The organism is Pseudomonas thivervalensis (genome assembly GCF_001269655.1).
In the GTDB taxonomy this organism is placed as follows: Bacteria; Pseudomonadota; Gammaproteobacteria; order Pseudomonadales; family Pseudomonadaceae; genus Aquipseudomonas; species Aquipseudomonas thivervalensis.
Genome location: NZ_LHVE01000013.1, coordinates 116,268 through 132,961 on the forward strand (window position 1 = coordinate 116,268; position 16,694 = coordinate 132,961).

The 16,694-nt window shown below is 62.5% G+C and carries 16 protein-coding genes; 2 read left to right on the forward strand and 14 right to left on the reverse strand.

Annotated features, from left to right (window positions below; genetic code table 11):
• Nucleotides 1-83: 83 nt before the first annotated feature.
• Genes plsX through AD659_RS18410 form a run of 3 tightly spaced genes read right to left on the reverse strand, consistent with a single transcriptional unit; the run spans nt 84 to nt 1,822 of the window.
• Nucleotides 84-1,094, reverse strand: coding sequence for a phosphate acyltransferase PlsX (gene plsX, locus AD659_RS18400; RefSeq protein ID WP_082343585.1), 1,011 nt, complete (start codon nt 1,092-1,094; stop codon nt 84-86).
• Between the two features lie 4 nt (nt 1,095-1,098).
• Entirely contained in the window at nt 1,099-1,281 is a 183-nt protein-coding gene (gene rpmF / locus AD659_RS18405; protein WP_003179396.1) for a 50S ribosomal protein L32, read from the reverse strand.
• A gap of 13 nt (nt 1,282-1,294) precedes the next feature.
• Nucleotides 1,295-1,822, reverse strand: coding sequence for a YceD family protein (locus AD659_RS18410; RefSeq protein WP_003204262.1), 528 nt, complete (start codon nt 1,820-1,822; stop codon nt 1,295-1,297).
• Between the two features lie 105 nt (nt 1,823-1,927).
• Here AD659_RS18410 and AD659_RS18415 point away from each other — a divergent pair, with 105 nt between their 5' ends.
• The gene (locus AD659_RS18415) at nt 1,928-2,506 is read left to right on the forward strand and encodes a Maf family protein (protein ID WP_053123826.1); all 579 of its coding nucleotides are present in this window, start codon (nt 1,928-1,930) and stop codon (nt 2,504-2,506) included.
• 161 nt (nt 2,507-2,667) lie between these two features.
• On the opposite strand, the gene AD659_RS18420 is transcribed toward AD659_RS18415, so the two are convergent.
• Genes AD659_RS18420 through rluC form a run of 3 tightly spaced genes read right to left on the reverse strand, consistent with a single transcriptional unit; the run spans nt 2,668 to nt 5,285 of the window.
• On the reverse strand, nt 2,668-3,657 hold the full coding sequence (locus tag AD659_RS18420) for a S49 family peptidase (RefSeq protein WP_053123828.1): 990 nt from the start codon (nt 3,655-3,657) through the stop codon (nt 2,668-2,670).
• A gap of 19 nt (nt 3,658-3,676) precedes the next feature.
• Nucleotides 3,677-4,339, reverse strand: a complete 663-nt coding sequence (locus tag AD659_RS18425; RefSeq protein ID WP_053123830.1) for an HAD-IIIA family hydrolase — start codon at nt 4,337-4,339, stop codon at nt 3,677-3,679.
• Entirely contained in the window at nt 4,329-5,285 is a 957-nt protein-coding gene (rluC, locus tag AD659_RS18430; RefSeq protein ID WP_053124191.1) for a 23S rRNA pseudouridine(955/2504/2580) synthase RluC, read from the reverse strand. Before rluC ends, AD659_RS18425 begins: the two co-directional genes overlap by 11 nt.
• A gap of 699 nt (nt 5,286-5,984) precedes the next feature.
• Here rluC and rne point away from each other — a divergent pair.
• Entirely contained in the window at nt 5,985-9,173 is a 3,189-nt protein-coding gene (gene rne, locus AD659_RS18435; RefSeq protein ID WP_053123833.1) for a ribonuclease E, read from the forward strand.
• 442 nt (nt 9,174-9,615) lie between these two features.
• On the opposite strand, the gene AD659_RS18440 is transcribed toward rne, so the two are convergent.
• The 8 genes from AD659_RS18440 to AD659_RS18475 form a co-directional block, all read right to left on the reverse strand.
• Complete coding sequence (locus AD659_RS18440; RefSeq protein ID WP_053123835.1) at nt 9,616-10,206, reverse strand: nucleotidyltransferase family protein; 591 nt, start codon at nt 10,204-10,206, stop codon at nt 9,616-9,618.
• A gap of 20 nt (nt 10,207-10,226) precedes the next feature.
• Nucleotides 10,227-11,198 (reverse strand): XdhC family protein, encoded by a 972-nt coding sequence (locus tag AD659_RS18445; protein WP_053123837.1) that lies wholly within the window; start codon nt 11,196-11,198, stop codon nt 10,227-10,229.
• Nucleotides 11,198-13,513: a xanthine dehydrogenase family protein molybdopterin-binding subunit gene (locus AD659_RS18450; RefSeq protein ID WP_053123839.1), complete on the reverse strand. Its 2,316-nt coding sequence runs from the start codon at nt 13,511-13,513 to the stop codon at nt 11,198-11,200. Before AD659_RS18450 ends, AD659_RS18445 begins: the two co-directional genes overlap by 1 nt.
• Nucleotides 13,510-13,980, reverse strand: a complete 471-nt coding sequence (locus AD659_RS18455) for a (2Fe-2S)-binding protein (RefSeq protein WP_053123841.1) — start codon at nt 13,978-13,980, stop codon at nt 13,510-13,512. The genes AD659_RS18450 and AD659_RS18455 overlap by 4 nt, the downstream gene beginning before the upstream one ends.
• Before the next feature lie 265 nt (nt 13,981-14,245).
• Nucleotides 14,246-15,265 carry a UDP-N-acetylmuramate dehydrogenase gene (murB, locus tag AD659_RS18460; protein ID WP_053123842.1) on the reverse strand — a complete coding sequence of 340 codons (1,020 nt, stop codon included), beginning with the start codon at nt 15,263-15,265 and terminating at the stop codon, nt 14,246-14,248.
• Nucleotides 15,262-15,726: a low molecular weight protein-tyrosine-phosphatase gene (locus AD659_RS18465; protein ID WP_053123844.1), complete on the reverse strand. Its 465-nt coding sequence runs from the start codon at nt 15,724-15,726 to the stop codon at nt 15,262-15,264. Before AD659_RS18465 ends, murB begins: the two co-directional genes overlap by 4 nt.
• The gene (kdsB, locus tag AD659_RS18470; RefSeq protein ID WP_053123846.1) at nt 15,726-16,490 is read right to left on the reverse strand and encodes a 3-deoxy-manno-octulosonate cytidylyltransferase; all 765 of its coding nucleotides are present in this window, start codon (nt 16,488-16,490) and stop codon (nt 15,726-15,728) included. The genes AD659_RS18465 and kdsB overlap by 1 nt, the downstream gene beginning before the upstream one ends.
• Entirely contained in the window at nt 16,487-16,672 is a 186-nt protein-coding gene (locus tag AD659_RS18475) for a Trm112 family protein (protein ID WP_003179363.1), read from the reverse strand. The genes kdsB and AD659_RS18475 overlap by 4 nt, the downstream gene beginning before the upstream one ends.
• Between the last annotated feature and the right edge of the window lie 22 nt (nt 16,673-16,694).

Consider the following 16,694-nt stretch of genomic DNA (forward strand, 5'->3'; position numbering starts at 1 on the left):
GCCCCTGGGGGCGCTAGCAAACTGCAAGTTGGATGGCGGGTTGAACCGACCGGTCACATTTAAGCATTGTCGGACGAAAACGCCTAAGTTAACAAATCCTCGAGGCGACCGTGCAAGCGCTCCGGCAGGTTCTCCTGGATCTCGATCACCGCTCGGTTGATCGCACTCTGGAAACCCTGCACGCCCGCCGAACCGTGGCTCTTGATCACGATCCCTTGCAACCCGAGGAAACTCGCACCGTTGTGCCGCGCCGGCGCCAGGTCCGCCTGCAACCGGCGCATCAACGGCAGCGCCAGGGCGCCAACTGCCCGCGAGGCGAGGTTTTGCTTGAACAAGGTCTCGATACGCTGGCCGATCATGGTCGCCAGCCCTTCGCTGGACTTGAGCAGGATATTGCCGACGAAGCCGTCACAGACCACCACATCGGCCTCGCCACGGTACAAGCCATCGCCTTCGACGAAACCGATGTAGTTGATACCCCGCGCGGCCTGCAACAACGTGGCCGCCAGCTTGACCTGCTGGTTGCCCTTGATGTCTTCGGTGCCGATGTTCAGCAACGCCACGCGAGGGCGCACGATGCCGAGGGTTTCAGCCGCGACCGAGCCCATCACCGCAAATTGCAGCAAATGCTCGGCACTGCAATCGACGTTCGCCCCCAGGTCGAGCAACTGACAGAACCCGCGCTGGGTCGGGATCGCCGCCACCATCGCGGGCCGGTCGATACCCGGCAAGGTCTTGAGTACGTAGCGCGACAGCGCCATCAGCGCACCGGTATTGCCCGCGCTGACACAGGCCTGGACCTTGCCATCGCGCAACAGCTCAAGGGCCACCCGCATTGAGGCGTCAGGCTTGCCGCGCAGGGCCTGGGCTGGCTTTTCGTCCATGGTGATGATTTCGGACGCCGGGACAATCGTCAGGCGCGCGCGATCCACAGCCGATTGGCCGCTGAGCATGTCTTCCAGGAGGGGGGATTGACCGACGAGGGTCAGGTGCAGCGAGGGTGTAGCATTCAGACAAGCAAGGCTGGCCTGAACAATGCTGCGGGGACCGAAGTCCCCGCCCATTGCGTCAATCGCGATGACTTGAGCGGACAAGTGATTACTCGTCGGCGCCCTTGTCGATCACTTTACGACCACGGTATACGCCTTCTGGCGATACGTGGTGACGCAGGTGAACTTCACCGGTGGTCTTTTCTACGGACAGGGTGCTAGCCTCGAGAGCGTCGTGCGAACGGCGCATGTCACGGGCAGAGCGGGATTTTTTGTTCTGCTGAACAGCCATAATTGATTAACTCCTAAACGTTTGGGTCACGCTTTAACTGCGCCAATACACTGAACGGGTTGGACCGCGTTACCTCGTCCTCGCTCGGTTCGGGCTCATCTGCTCCCGCCGGCTGCTGGCATTCTTCCGGATGATGAGCAGGCACAATGGGCAAGGCGAGCAGAAGCTCCTCCTCGATCAGTGACTGCAGATCCAATGGATCTTCGCCCAGTTCCAGCACGTCATAACCTTTCGGCAACGACTGGGTATTCGCACCCTCCTTCACCACGGCGTAACTGCATTCGCTGTGGATCGGCAGGGTGACCAGCTCAAGACAACGCTGGCAAACCATTTTGACTTCAGTGTCGATAAAGCTGTGGATCACCACAGATTTACGTTCATCTCGTTCAAAAACGAATTTGGCCTGGACCGTCCCGACATCGTCGGAAAGCGGGTCGCAGAGTCTCTTCAAATCGGCCAGCAGCAGTTCACCTTGAAGGGTGGTGCCACGGTCAGCCAATTTGCGCGGGTCAACGTGAGGTGGAATCGGGTCATTCAACATAGGCGCAGCATTATAGGGATGCCCCCGGCCATGTCAAAGGAAATTCAGCCCTGTCCGTCACTTGCGTGCCTCGCTAGAATTCGTCCCTGCCTCCTGGAGATGTCCATGCTGCCTTTATTACTTGCCTCAAGCTCGGTCTATCGCCGGGAATTGCTTGCTCGCCTGGGACTGCCGTTCGTCTGCAGCTCACCCGATATCGACGAAAGCCATCGCCCTGGCGAGTCCGCCGTCGAACTGGTCAAACGCCTGGCCCGGGAAAAAGCCCGGGCGCTGGCCGGCAGCCATCCGACGCACTTGATCATCGGTTCAGACCAGGTCGCCGTGCTCGGCGAGCGCATCCTGGGCAAGCCCCACACCTTCGAGAACGCCCGCGGACAACTGCTGGCCGCCAGCGGCGCCAGGGTCACGTTCCTGACCGGCCTGGCGCTGCTCAACAGCCAGACCGGCGCCTGCCAGGTCGATTGCGTTCCATTTACCGTCAACATGCGCACCCTGGCCCCAGAGCGCGTCGAACGTTACCTGCGAGCCGAGCAACCCTACGACTGCGCCGGCAGCTTCAAGGCTGAGGGACTGGGCGTAAGCCTGTTCCAAAGCACCGAAGGGCCGGACGCCACCAGCCTGATCGGGCTGCCGCTGATTCGTCTTGTGGATATGTTGCTGGCCGAGGGTGTGCAGGTTCCCTGATCCAACGTACACGTGTGGCGAAGGGATTCATTTGTGGGGGCAAGGCTTGCCCGCGATGCAGGCGCCGTGACGATACAGGCCAGCCGACTTATCGTTCATCGCGAGCAAGCTTTGCTCCCACAGCAATCTCCTCGCCACAGAAGATCGCGCGAAACGAGGAACTAGCGCAACGCCGGCCCCTGAAAGCCCATCCACATCGCCAGATGCTCGGCAATGCTCGCTCCCAGTTTTTTCGAGAAGCGATCAAATGGTGATTCTTCAATCGTGAAGTCCACCAGGTCTTTCTGACCGATCACATCCCGCGCCACCGAACTGGCACTGCCCAAGCCATCGATCAGGCCCAGCGGCAACGCCTGCTCCCCCGACCAGACCAGCCCGGAGAACAACTCTGGATGCTCCTTGTCCTTCAGGCGCTCGCCACGGCCCTTCTTGACGCTGGCAATGAACTGCTTGTGAGTCGTGTCGAGCACACCCTGCCAAAAAGCGGTTTCTTCAGGCTTTTGCGGCTGGAACGGATCAAGGAAGGATTTATGCTCGCCGGAGGTGTACACCCGACGCTCCACACCCAGCTTCTCCATGGTCCCGACAAAGCCATAACCGGCCGCTGTCACCCCAATGGAGCCTACCAGGCTGGCCTTGTCGGCATAGATCTGGTCCGCCGCGCTGGCAATGTAATAGGCACCGGAAGCACCGAGATCGGAAATGACCGCATACACCTTGGTATCCGGGTGCAATGCGCGCAACCGAACGATCTCGTCGTAAACGTACCCCGATTGCACCGGGCTACCACCCGGACTGTTGATGCGCAGCACCACACCCTTGACCTTCGGATCCTCGAAGGCGGCCCGCAGGCTACCGACAATGTTATCGGCGCTGGCAGGCTCTTTGTCGGCGATCATGCCCTCGATATTGATCAAGGCGGTGTACGCCGAACCGGCGACGGCGCTTTTCTCCATGTCCATCAGTGGCGTGAACAGCGCAAGCGCAACAAAGAGATAAGTAAAGGTCAGCAACTTGAAGAAGATCCCCCAGCGACGGGAGCGGCGCTGTTCCTGCACGCTGGCGAGCAAGGTTTTTTCCAACAGCTTCCAGCTTTTGTCATCACCGCCCTCGGCGCTCGCCTTGACAGGTGCTTTCCATTCATCGGTCATGCGTGAATCCCCAGCAAACTTAAAGGGCCCGCCGGCTCAGCCAGGCGTGCAACTCAGGAAAATGATCAATGGCCAGTCGCGGCTCGAATGCCCGTAGCGCCTCGATCGTCTGGGCCCCGTAGCTGACCGCCACCGACCCCATGCCGGCGTTGCGCGCCATCTGCAGATCGAATGACGAATCCCCCACCATCAGCGCCTGCTCCGGCCGCGCGTTGCAGTGCGCCAGGATCTGTTCGAGCATCAACGGATGCGGCTTGCTGGCGGTTTCGTCCGCGGCCCGGGTGATATCGAAATAATCTTCCCAGCCATGGGACTTGAGCACCCGATCCAGCCCACGGCGAGCCTTGCCGGTCGCCACCGCCAAGCGATAACCCTCGCCTTTCAAGGTTTCAAGGGTATGAACCACGCCCTCGAACAACGGCGAAGGCTCGGCCTCCAGCGCAATGTAGTGATCGGCGTAATGTTGGCGAAAAACCACCAACTCATTGTCGTCAATGCCCGGATACAGACTGCGAATGGCCTCCGGCAATCCGAGCCCGATGATGCCTTTCACCGCGAAGTCGTCGCACCGGGCAAACCCCATGCGATCCGAGGCGACATGCATCGCCTCCACGATCCGACCGATGGAGTTCGCCAGAGTGCCGTCCCAATCGAAGATCAGCAATGTGTAGTCAGGATGCACTCAACCGCTCCACGGTCTTGGCCCACATGTCATCCACCGGGGCCTGCAATTTCAGCTCGCCACCATCGGGCAGCGGTACGGTAAGCATGTAGGCATGGAGAAACAGGCGCTTGCCGCCCAGATCGCGGATTTCCTTGGTGAAATCGTCATCGCCGTATTTGCTGTCACCGGCAATGCAATGGCCGGCGTGCAGGGTATGAACGCGGATCTGGTGCGTACGCCCGGTCACCGGCTTGGCCTCGACCAAGGTGGCGAAGTCGTCGAAACGGCGCAACACCTTGAACACCGTCAGCGCCTCCTTGCCCTCCTCGTTGACTTCGACCATGCGCTCGCCGGAACGCAGGTTGCTCTTGAGCAACGGCGCACGGACTTGCTTGATGGAGGTCTCCCAACGGCCACGTACCAGCGCCATGTAGCGCTTGTCGACGCCGTCGCCGCGCAATTGCTCGTGCAGGTGGCGCAACATGCTGCGTTTCTTGGCAATCATCAGCAGGCCGGAGGTGTCGCGGTCGAGGCGATGGACCAGTTCCAGCTCCTTGGCGTCCGGACGCAACTGACGAAAGGCTTCGATCACGCCGAAATTCAGGCCGCTACCACCGTGGACCGCAATGCCCGCGGGCTTGTTGATCACGATCAAGGCCTTGTCTTCATAGACGATCGAGGCTTCAAGGCGTTGCAACAATCCCTGGGCCAGGGGCACCGGTTCATCGCGCTCGGGCACGCGAACCGGGGGCACGCGCACGACGTCGCCGGCCTGGAGCTTGTATTCGGGCTTGATCCGACCTTTGTTCACTCGCACTTCGCCTTTGCGCAAAATGCGGTAGATCAATGTCCTGGGCACGCCTTTGAGCCGGGCCAGCAGGAAATTATCGATTCGTTGGCCGGCATATTCCGGCGAGACCTCGAGCAGTTGAACGCCAGGGGTCGAAGGGGCAGTAGTTGTCATGGCGGCGATCATAACAATTTTTTATGGAATTGAAGCACTTAATCATTGCTGCTATAGTCGCGAACGCCGCCAAAAGTGGCTGGACAGTGGACCAGCGGTCAAAAACCGGCCCTGACCAACGCAATTCACGAGGACGAGAGGCCGTCCTACGGGGCTTTCGCTACGTAACGGTAGAGTTTTCAGGTGTAACGAGCGCAGGTGACATGAGGCCTGAAATACGCCGCAAAGCAGAGTTTTGACTCGCCTTGCGTGCCACATTCACGGCCAGTTCACAAAGTGCAGTCATCCGCGAACGACCCCGAGCGAGAGCTTCGGAAACAACGCCTAAATTAGCCATGATGCGTGACCTCCCCTTCCGGAGCTCACGGTAAATGCCAACCCGCTGCGGATTCTGCGCGCGGCAGCACCCGAATTATCAGGGATACGTGTAGGGTGGAGACGTACAACCGTCGGACTGTGTAGCACTAGGCTTATATTTAGACGCTTCATCTCGTCCACAGACGCCGGTTGATTCCTCCTCCTGACTGAGTGCTTGAGTACCAGCAAGCAGGACGCGTCCGTCGCGACTTCGCCATCATTGGGTCGAACTCGCTGGACACTGGAATGGCCTCGCCATCTCCAGGACGCACCTGACACCGACCGTGAGAAGTCGTGTGTGCCGAACGCCGTTTCCGGCAGCCCGGAAACCGACGGTACTACATGAAAAGAATGCTGATTAACGCAACTCAACCCGAAGAGTTGCGTGTTGCACTGGTAGACGGCCAGCGCCTCTACGACCTGGATATCGAATCCGGTGCACGCGAGCAGAAGAAGGCCAACATCTATAAAGGCCGGATTACTCGCATCGAACCAAGCCTTGAGGCTGCCTTTGTCGATTTCGGCTCCGAGCGCCACGGCTTCCTGCCCCTCAAAGAAATCTCCCGCGAATACTTCAAGAAAGCCCCTGAAGGCCGCGTCAACATCAAGGACGTCCTGAGCGAAGGCCAGGAAGTCATCGTTCAGGTCGAAAAAGAAGAACGTGGCAACAAGGGCGCCGCCCTGACCACTTTCATCAGCCTGGCCGGCCGTTACCTGGTCCTGATGCCGAACAACCCGCGTGCCGGTGGTATCTCCCGCCGCATCGAAGGCGAAGAGCGCAACGAACTGCGTGAAGCCCTGAACGGCCTGGTTGCCCCGGCTGACATGGGCCTGATCGTGCGCACTGCCGGCCTGGGCCGCAGCAGCGAAGAAATGCAGTGGGACCTCGACTACCTGCTGCAACTGTGGACCGCCATCAAAGAAGCCTCGCTGGATCGTTCCGCGCCATTCCTGATCTATCAGGAAAGCAACGTGATCATCCGCGCCATCCGCGACTACCTGCGCCAGGACATCGGCGAAGTGCTGATCGACAGCGTCGAAGCCCAGGACGAAGCCCTGACCTTCATTCGCCAGGTGATGCCGCAGTACGCCAGCAAGATCAAGCTCTACGAAGACAGCGTTCCGCTGTTCAACCGTTTCCAGATCGAAAGCCAGATCGAGACCGCCTTCCAGCGCGTCGTCGAACTGCCGTCCGGCGGCTCCATCGTCATCGACCCGACCGAAGCCCTGGTGTCCATCGACATCAACTCGGCGCGCGCCACCAAAGGCAGCGACATCGAAGAAACCGCCCTGCAGACCAACCTTGAAGCGGCCGAGGAAATTGCCCGTCAGTTGCGCCTGCGCGACATCGGCGGCCTGATCGTCATCGACTTCATCGACATGACCCCGGCCAAGAACCAGCGCGCCGTGGAAGAAAAGGTCCGTGAATGCCTGGAAGCCGACCGCGCCCGCGTACAGGTCGGTCGTATCTCGCGCTTCGGCCTGCTGGAAATGTCCCGTCAGCGCCTGCGTCCGTCCCTGGGCGAAAGCAGCGGCATCGTTTGCCCGCGTTGCAACGGCACCGGCATCATCCGTGACGTCGAGTCGCTGTCCCTGGCGATCCTGCGCCTGATCGAAGAAGAAGCCCTGAAAGACCGCACCGCCGAAGTTCGCGCCCAGGTGCCGATCCCGGTGGCCGCGTTCCTGCTCAACGAAAAGCGCAACTCGATCACCAAGATCGAACTGCGCACCCGTGCCCGTATCGTCATCCTGCCGAACGATCACCTCGAGACGCCGCACTTCGAAGTGCAGCGCCTGCGCGATGACAGCCCGGAAGCCCACACCAACCAGTCCAGCTACGAAATCGCCGCTGCCGCTGCCGAAGTGGAAGAAGTCCAGCCGGCCGCCGCCACTCGCACCCTGGTTCGCCAGGAAGCAGCGGTCAAGACCGCACCGGCCCGCGCCAACGCTCCGGTGCCAACCGAAGTGGCCGCTCCGGTTGCCGCCCCCGCCGCAGCCCCGGAACCGAGCCTGTTCAAAGGCCTGGTGAAGTCGCTGGTCAGCCTGTTCGCCACCAAGGAAGAGCCTGCTGCCCCGGCCGTCGCCGCCAAGCCTGCCGCTACCGAGCGCCCGGCCCGCAACGAAGAACGCCGCAATGGTCGCCAGCAGACCCGCAACCGCAATGGTCGTCGCGACGAAGAGCGCAAGCCTCGCGAGGAACGTGCACCGCGTGAAGAGCGCGCGCCACGTGAGCCGCGTGAAGAACGCCAGCCGCGCGAAGCCCGTGAGGAAGCGCCAGCCGTAGCCCGCGAAGAGCGCGCACCGCGTCCGCCGCGTGAAGAACGCCAGCCGCGCGCACCGCGTGAAGACCGCAAGCCACGTGGCGAGCGTGAAGAACGTGTTCGCGAACTGCGTGAGCCTCTGGATGCCGCACCGACCGCTGCAGCCGCCACCGCTGAAGAGCGTCCGGCCCGCCAGCCTCGTGAAGAACGCGCACCGCGTCCGCCACGTGAAGAACGCCAGCCACGCGCCGAGCAGGCCGCCGCCGCTGCCAGCGAAGACGAAGTGCTGAACGCCGAAGAGCAGTTGCAGGAAGATGGCCAGGACACCGCCGAAGGCGATCGTCCACGCCGCCGCTCCCGCGGCCAGCGTCGTCGCAGCAACCGTCGTGAGCGTCAGCGCGACGCCAACGGCAACGTGATCGAAGGTTCGGAAGAGTCCGAGTCCAACGAGAACGCCGAAGCGCCAAGCGCTGCGGACCTCGCCGCCGGCCTGGCCGTGACTGCGGCCGTCGCCAGCAGCGCGATCAGCGCCCCGGCCGAAGCCCAGGCGCACGAACAAGCCGAACGCGCCACCGCTGCAGTGGAAAGCGCGCCGGTTGAAGCGCCTGTGGTCGAAGCCACGACTCCGGTAGAAGCCACCGCTTCGCCAGAAGTGGAACTCGCACCGGCACCTGAAGCCCAGCCTGAAGCGGAAGTCGCCGCCGAGCCTGCGCCGGTCGTCGAAGCTCCAGTGGTTGCTGCCGAACCGGTCATCGAAGCACCGGCCGAGGAAAAGGCACCCGAGCCTGTTCGCGAGGAGCAGACTGCGTTCAACTGGACCGCCGAGCCAGCCGCACCGGCACCGGCACCGGTTGTCGAGCCTGAGCCGACGCCAGAACCCGTGAAAGCAGTCGAGCCAGAAGTGGTCGAGCCTGCTCCAGTGGTCGAAGCACCTGTGGTTGCCGAAGCCCCTGCCCCGGTGGAAGAGCCTGCACCTGCCAGCGCCCTGACCGCCAATGGCCGCGCACCGAACGATCCACGTGAAGTGCGTCGTCGCAAGCGTGAAGCCGAGCGTCTGCAGAAGGAAGCCGAACAAGCCGCCGCTCAAGCGCCTGCTGCCGAGCCTGCTCCAGTCGTGGAAGAAGTCGTCGAGGCAGCCCCTGCCCCGGTCGCTGAGACCCCGGTTGAATCGGCGCCGACGTTCGACGAACCTCAGCACACCGCTGAAGAAGTCGCACCGCGTCACACTGAAGCCTTGGAAAAAGAGCACGAGCCTAAACCTCACGCCTGATTCCACCGCCCAGTAAAAAGCCCCGCCTGGTAACCGCCAGGCGGGGCTTTTTTATGCCTCCAGACTTATCCACAGGGGAAACTGGACTGGACACAAGACTTTATCCACCGAAAGATCCATGTGGGAGCGAGCTTGCTCGCGAAGGCGTCGGGTCAGCGTGTATCAATGTTGAATGTCGGACCGCTATCGCGAGCAAGCTCGCTCCCACAGGTTTTTCTGATGCTCACAGATTGATCATTCCAGCCAACAAACCGCTCTTGTGGCGAGGGAGCTTGCTCCCGCTGGCCAGCGAAGCTGGCCCCAGCATTCTTCCAGGCCGACTGTATTGCTTGGTTTGCGACTGCTGCGCAGCCGAGCGGGAGCGAGCTCCCTCGCCACGATGCCCGCGCTCTGCCCAGATCCAGTATGGGAACTGGGCCCAGGCACAAACTGATATCAACTGTTATTTGAAGGTCAGCGCCTCAGGCACATCGACATCCCATGTCACGCCAGGGTCGTCCACCGGGACTTCAACCACCTGCGCTCCGGCAAACAGCACCTTGGCGCCACGATCTCCAGTCAGTGCCATCAGTTTCGGCCCAAACTCGCGACCAAACCCCACCGGATGCCCGTACTCACCGGCCAGGACCGGCACGCTGATGCCATCCTCGCGAATCTCCGTCGCCACCTGCTCGATGCTCGACGGCAGGATGAAGGGCATGTCGCCCAGCACCATCAGCCAACCATCAAGATCAGGACAGGCCTGGACACCCGCGGCAATGCTGTCGCCCAGGCCGGGGGAGTCCAGTTCCACGAAATCGCAGCCATAGGCCTGGGCCATGCGAATGGCTTGCGGCCGGTCCTGGCTCGTCACCAGCACGCGCTTTTCCAGGGAAGCAGGCAGATTCACCAACACCTGCTCGATCAGCGACCGCACGGCACCGTCACGCCCAGTGCAATCGGCGAGCAACTTATCCTTGTCGGAGCCCGCAATCCGGCGAAAACGACTGCCCGCTCCTGCCGCCAGGATGATCACGCCAATCGACTTATGCATACGCCCTCCTCGCCCACAGCCTACAGCGGTTTTTTCTGCCGCAGTTCCACGCCATTCTTGATGGCCACGATTTCCGCCAGCAACGACAAGGCGATTTCCGCCGGGGTGTGGCTGCCGATGTGCAAGCCGATCGGTCCATGCAAGCGTTCAATGGCCTCTGCTGACAAGCCTAGCTGAGCCAGGTTGTCCCGGCGCTTCTGGCTGTTGACCCGCGAACCCAGGGCGCCGACATAAAACGCCTTGGAGTCCAGGGCCGTGAGCAGCGCCATGTCGTCCAGGCGTGGATCATGGGTCAGGGCCACAATGGCGGTGCGTTCGTCGGTCTGGATGCTCAGCACGGCTTCGTCGGGCATACCCGAGACAAAGCGACCGTGCTGCTCCTCCCAACCGTAGACAAACTCCTTGCGCGGATCGCAGATCAGCACTTCGAAATCCAGCAACCGGGCCATTTCCGCCACGTAGCGCGACAGTTGCCCGGCGCCGATCAGCAACAGCCGCCAACGTGGCCCATAAATGGCCCGCAGTACCTGCCCATCGAACACCAAGGCATCAGTCTTGCTGGCCGGGGTCAGGACCACGTTACCACTGGCCACCGTCAGCTCACGGGCAACGATTTCATGGGCCTCGCAACGCTCCAGCAACTCAGCGACCCAGTGCGGATCGCCCACCCGCTCTTCGGTCAGGCGCAGGGTGCCGCCGCACGGCAGGCCGAAGCGCGCCGCTTCTTCACGAGTAACGCCATAGGTGATCAGTTGCACCGGCGGACCGTCCGCCGGAATACGGCCGTCGTGCAACCGGGCGATCAAATCATCCTCGACACAACCGCCCGACACCGAACCGATCACCACGCCATCTTCGCGCAGTGCCAGCATCGCCCCCGGCGGCCTGGGCGCGGTGCCCCAGGTCTGGACCACGGTGAACAACACCACCCGCTGCCCGGCGCGGCGCCATTCGAGGACGCTGCGCAGGACATTCAGATCGACGCTGTCCATCAGGCCTTGGCCTGTTGCCAGCCTTGCAGCTGATAACGCACGGGCAAGTCGCGGATACGCTTACCCGTGGCAGCGAAAATCGCGTTGCACAAGGCTGGCGCAATCGGCGGCACACCCGGCTCGCCAACACCGCCCAACGGCACCTCGCCCGGCGGCGTGACCAGGTGCACGGCCACTTCCTTGGGCGCCAGGGACATGCGCGCGATTTCATACATATGGAAATTGTCCTGCTGCACCTTGCCGTCCTTGAAGCTGATCTCTCCGACCATCGCATTGCCCAGGCCCATGACGCAGGCGCCTTCGAACTGCGAGCGGATGCGTTCGGGGTTGATCTGCGGACCGCAGTCCACGGCGATGTCCGCCTTGTGCACGATCACCGTGCCGTCGTCCTTGACCTCGACTTCGATCGCCGCCGCCACGTAAGTGACGAAGCTGTAATGCACCGCCAGCCCCAGACCCCGCCCCTTGGGCAACTCGCGCCCCCAACCAGCAGATTTCGCAGCGGTTTCCAGCACCGTGCGGATCCGCGCCGTATCAATCGGATAACGCTCGGGAGATTCGCCGTAGTTCCAACTGTCATTGAGGCTATTGGGATCGATCTTGCGGTCCGGGCCCAGCAACTTGAGATGGTATTTCAACGGATCCTGGCCGGCCTTGTGGGCCAACTCGTCAATGAAGCTCTGGATCGCAAAACCATGGGGAATGTTCGACACCGAGCGGTACCAGCCAACCCGGGTATGGGCCACCGCTTCGGGGTTTTCCAGGCGCAGGTTGGGAATGGCGTAGGCCATGTTGGTCACGCCCATGCCCACTTCGAACGGCGCTTCATGGGTCATGCCCGGCGCGAACAACGCCGTGATGCTCGGGGCCACGGTGCGGTGCAGCCAACCGGAGGGCATGCCGTCCTTATTCAGGCCGGCCTTCAGGTACTCGGCTGATACGGTGTGGAAATACGAGTGGTGAATATCGTCTTCACGGGTCCATTGCACCCGTACTGCCTGGCCGGGAAACTCCTTGGCGAGCACGGCCGCTTCGACGACGAAGTCGGGTTTCGACTTGCGTCCGAAACCGCCGCCCAACAAGGTGATGTTCACCGTGACCTTCTCGAACGGAATGCCCAGGCGCTCGGCGACACGTTCACGGGTCACCTGCGGCGCCTGACTCGGTGCCCAGGCCTCGCAGTGGCCGTCCTTGAACCGGGCGACGGCAACCATCGGCTCCATCGGTGACTGGGACAGGTGCGGCAAGTAATACGAGGCCTCCAACGTCGAATCAGCCTTGGCCAGCGCATCGTCGAGATCGCCGCTGCTGCGCACGACCTTTCCGGGCTTGAGGGCCGCCGCTTCCAGCTCCTTGCGATAGGCAATGGAGTCGTAACCGGCATTCGGGCCGTCGTCCCACTGGATTTTCAGGGCTTCACGGCCCTTGATCGCCGCCCAAGTGTTCTTCGCCACCACCGCCACGCCGCCCAACGGCTGGAATTCCGAGGGCAGCGGGCGTCCCTCGATCTGGACCACCTTGACCACGCCCGGCACCTTCAACGCCGCGCTGCTGTCCACGCTCTTGACCTTGCCGCCATAGACCGGCGGACGCGCGATGACCGCATAGAGCATGCCGTCGAAATGCACATCGGCGCCAAACACGGCACGACCGTTGACGATGTCCGCGCCATCGATGGCCCGGCTCGCCTCCTTGCCGATGTAGCGGAACTCGGACGGCTGCTTGAGACGCAGGCTGTCACGGGCCGGCACCGGCAAGGCACTGGCGGCAGCGGCCAACTCGCCATAGCCCAGTTCACGCCCCGAAGGCTGGTGCAGCACTTTGTGTAGCTGGGCATGGCATTCACTCGCCGGCACCTTCCACTGCGCAGCGGCGGCCAGTTCCAGCATGGTCCGGGCGGCGGCCCCGCAACGGCGCATCGGCTCGTACCAGTGACGCATGCTGCGCGAGCCGTCGGTGTCCTGGTTACCGAAACGTGCTTCATCGGCCGGCGCCTGCTGCACCTTGACCCGTGCCCAGTCGGCCTCCAGCTCATCGGCCACGACCATGCTCAGGCTGGTGCGCACGCCCTGGCCCATTTCCGAACGGTTGCAGATCACGGTCACGCTGCCGTCGGCGGCAATGCTCACATAGACCTTGGGATCATCGACCGCGCCATGGGGCATGCCCTCGGCACCGAATTTCTTTTCTTCGGCAAAGGCGTCGGGCAGGCCCCACGTGGCCGCCAGCACCAGCACACCGGTGGCGCTCGCGCCCTTGAGGAAACCGCGGCGGCTGAGGTTGCTCAGCACGAAATCATCGGGCAAGCGGCTCATGCCTTGGCCTCCTTCAGGTGAGTGGAGGCTTGGCGGATCGCGGTCTTGATCCGGTTGTAGGTGCCGCAGCGGCAGAGGTTGCCGACCATGGCTTCTTCGATCTGCTCATCGCTCGGGTTGGGGTTGGTCTTGAGCAACGCGGTCGCGGACATGATTTGCCCGCCCTGGCAGTAACCGCATTGGGCCACCGCAGTATCCAGCCAGGCCTTCTGCACGACTTGCCCAACCGGGTCGGCGTGAAGCCCGTCGATGGTGCTGATGGCCTGCCCTTTCACCGAGCCGATCGGCGTGATGCAGCTGCGCGCCGGGGCGCCGTCGATGTGGATGGTGCAGGCGCCACACAGGCCCATGCCGCAGCCGAATTTGGTGCCGTTGTAACCGGCCACATCCCGGATAGCCCACAGCAGCGGCATGTCCTCGGTCACATCCAGTTGATGGTCTTTTCCATTGAGTTTCAAGGTAATCATGGGCACGCCCGCATAGTGATCGAGTTATGGGGTCGAGCAATCTGCCGCAGGGTTGACGGTTCGGTTGGCGCAGACTGGCTCAGGCTGATCGGGCTCTCTTATGCAAGCGCACGCAGGCGTCTGCATCGGGCCTTTAGGATGCGATGGTCGCATCGTTAGCGAACTAAATTAACCCAGGATCAAGCAAAACGCCCTGCACAATCCTGCACGAATGATCGTGCGCAGGGTGTGCAGGGCGTTTTTTCAGGCGTGGCGAGAAGCCGGCTCAGTACCGATTGGGTTCCATTTCCAGTTCGACCTGGAAACGTTCGGCAATGTCTTTCTGGATGCGCAGGGCCAGGTCCAACAGTTGCGGGCCCGTGGCGTTGCCATAGTTGACCAGCACCAACGCCTGCAATTTATGCACCCCGGCATCACCCTCGCGAAAGCCCTTCCAGCCGGCGTGTTCGATCAGCCAGCCGGCCGCGATCTTCATCTGCCCGCCAGGCTGTGGATAAGCCACCAGGTCAGGGTATTGCTGCTTGAGATGCGTCACGTGCGTGGCCGGCACCAGCGGGTTCTTGAAGAAACTGCCGGCATTGCCCAGCACCGCCGGATCGGGGAGTTTTTCGCTGCGGATGCTGCAAATGGCCCGGCTCACATCCGTAGGCGTCGGCTGATCGATGCCCTGTTCGGTCAATCGCTGGCGGACCGGGCCGTACTCCAAGTGCAAGTGTGCGGCACGACTGAGGGCGAAACGCACCCGCAGGATCAACCAGCGCCCGGCCTGTTGCTTGAACAGGCTGTCGCGGTAGGCGAAACGGCATTCTTCCAGGGTGAACTCGTGCAGTTCGCCGGTCTGGCGATCCAGCGCGGTGAGGCCAGCGAAGACATCCTTGATCTCTACACCGTAGGCGCCGATATTTTGCATCGGTGCCGCACCGACGGTACCGGGAATCAGGCTGAGGTTTTCCAGGCCCGACCAACCTTGCGCCAGCGTGTGCTGGACGAAGGGATGCCAGGGTTCCCCGGCTTCGGCCTCGACCACCACCCGTTCGCCGTCATCGCTGAGCAGGCGGATCCCCTGGCTGGCCATGCGCACCACCAAAGCGTCGATGTCGCCGGTCAGCAACAGGTTGCTGCCGCCGCCGATCACCAGCAACGGCACGGCATGTTCGCGAGCATAGGCCAGCGCCTGACGAACATCGTCATCGTCGTGGGCCTCGGCGAACAAGCGGGCAGCGACGTCCACGCCAAAGCTGTTGAAGGGCTTGAGGCTGACACCCGCCCGTACCTGCAAGGTCATAACCGCCCCTTCAATTCGATCACCAAGCGATCCGTGGCGCGCTCGATCAAGTCCAGCACCTGCTCGAAACCCTGCTCGCCGTCGTAGTACGGGTCCGGCACATCGTCGAGTTCGGCTTCGTAGCGCCGCAGGAACAGATCCAGCTCGGCCCTGCCATTGGCCGGTTGCAGGGCCTTGAGATTGCGCAAGTTGCTGCTGTCCATCGCCAGGATCAGGTCGTAGGCGGCGAAATCGGCCCGCGTCACTTGTTGCGCGCGCTGCGCCGACAAGTCGTAGCCACGCTTCAGCGCGGCAGCCAGGCTGCGCTTGTCCGGCGCCTTGCCGACGTGCCAGTCACCGGTGCCGGCGGAAGCGACTTCCACCTGCCCGGCCAGCCCGGCCTCGCGCAACTTGTGGCGCAAGATGCCTTCGGCGGTGGGCGAACGGCAGATATTGCCGAGGCAGACGAACAGGACCCGCATCAGGCCTCCAGCAGGCGACGAACGCGCTCAAGGTCTTCGGCGGTGTCGACGCCGGTCGGCGGGGCGATCAGCGCATCGGCGACATGGATCCGCACGCCGTGCCACAGGGCCCGCAGTTGCTCCAGGGCTTCGGTGTTTTCCAGCCAGCACGGGCCCCAGGCGACGAAGTCCTGGAGGAAACCGGCGCGGTAGGCATAGATGCCGATGTGACGGCGGTACGGCACGCCTTGCGGCAGCACGTCGCGGCCTTGGGCGAAGGCATCCCGCGCCCAGGGCAACGTCGCACGGCTGAAGGTCAATGCCAGGCCATTGAGGTCGCTGACCACCTTGACCACGTTGGGGTTGAACAAGGTCTGCACATCTTCGATCGGCTCGGCCAGGGTCGCCATGCGCGCTTCGGTGTGGGCCGCGAGGTTGGTGGCGACCTGATCGATCACGCTCGGCGGGATCAACGGCTCGTCACCTTGCACATTGACGACGATCGCGTCGGCGGCCAGACCGAGCTTCGCCGCGACCTCCGCCAGGCGGTCGGTGCCGGAATTGTGGTCTTCGCGCGTCAGCACGACCTCGGCGCCAAAGCCCTTGCAGGCCTCGACGATGCGCGCATCGTCAGTCGCCACCACCACGCGCTGGGCGCTGCTTTTGCAGGCCTGTTCCCAGACGTGCTGGATCATCGGCTTGCCAGCGATCAACAGCAACGGCTTGCCGGGCAGGCGCGTCGAGGCGAAGCGCGACGGAATGACAACGGTAAAGGCGGCGGTCATTTGTCCAGACGCTCATCAGTGGTCAAGGTGCGGGCTTCGCTTTCGAGCATCACCGGGATACCGTCGCGAATCGGGTAGGCCAGGCCGGCGCCCTTGCTGATCAGTTCGGTCTTGTCGGCGCTGAGCTTGAGCGGGCCTTTGCAGACCGGGCAGGCCAGAATATCGAGCAGTTTGGTGTCCATGAAATTCCCCAGGGTAAAGGTT